The 1,192-nt window shown below is 63.1% G+C and carries 1 protein-coding gene; it reads right to left on the reverse strand.

Annotation, left to right across the window (positions count from 1 at the left end):
* A partial coding sequence (gene mctP / locus M0D65_RS33065; protein ID WP_266256200.1) for a monocarboxylate uptake permease MctP occupies positions 1-1,192 on the reverse strand: 1,192 nt, incomplete at both ends.

Raw genomic sequence — 1,192 nt, forward strand, 5'->3', positions numbered from 1 at the left:
ATCCCCGCCAGCCAGCCGAGGAACAGCCCCGGCGTATTCAGCCGCCTCGTGTACAGCGAGAACACGATCGCCGGGAAGATCTGCAGGATCCACACGCCGCCCAGCAGTTGCAGGTCGATCGCATACTGCGTCGGCAGCACGACGATAAACACCAGCGCACCGAACTTCACCGCGAGCGACACGATCTTCGCCGTCGACGCTTCCGCCTGCGACGTCATGTCCGGCGACACCAACGGGCGCCACAGGTTACGCGTGAACAGATTGGCCGCACCGATCGACATGATCGCCGCCGGCACCAGCGCGCTGATGGCAATCGCCGCCGCCGCGAAGCCGACGAACCACGACGGAAACAGCGTAGTGAACAGCGCCGGCACGACGTCCGAGGCCGACTTCACGTGCACGCCAGCCGCGATCGCCATATAGCCGAGCAGCGCGATCAGACCGAGCAGCAGCGTATAGGCTGGCAGGAAGATCGCGTTCTTGCGCACCGTCGCCGCGGAGGATGACGACAACACCGCGGTCATCGTGTGCGGATACATGAACGCGGCAAGTGCCGAACCGAGTGCCAGCGACGCATACGCGGTGAACTGCGTCGGCTTGAGCAGGATGCCCGTTGCGCCGCCCTTCGCCTGGAAGTACTGGTCGGCGGCATCGAACACATGACCATAGCCACCGAGCTTCACCGGAATCAGCCAGATCGCCGCGATCACGACGATGTAGATCATGATGTCCTTGACGAACGCGATCATGGCCGGCGCGCGCAGGCCGCTCGTGTACGTGTAGAGCGCGAGAATCACGAAGGCGACGATCAGCGGCAGTTCACCGGTCACGCCGAGCCCCTTGATCACGACCTGCATGCCCACCAGTTGCAGCGCGATGTACGGCATTGTCGCGATGATGCCGGTCAGCGCAACGGCGGCCGGAAACCACTTGCCGCCGTATTCGCCCTGCACGTAGTCCGCCGCGGTGATGTGATCCTTCGCCTTCGAGATCTTCCACAGTCTCGGCATCACGGCAAACACGAACGGGTACACGATGATCGTATAGGGCAGCGCGAAAAACCCGTACGCGCCGACCGAATACACCAGCGCCGGCACAGCGATCACGGTGTACGCCGTATAAAAATCGCCACCGACAAGAAACCACGAGATGACGGTGCCGAACTGTCGTCCGCCGAGCCCCCATTCGTGCA

It is taken from the genome of Paraburkholderia sp. CHISQ3, from assembly GCF_030464945.1.
Classification (GTDB): domain Bacteria; phylum Pseudomonadota; class Gammaproteobacteria; order Burkholderiales; family Burkholderiaceae; genus Paraburkholderia; species Paraburkholderia megapolitana.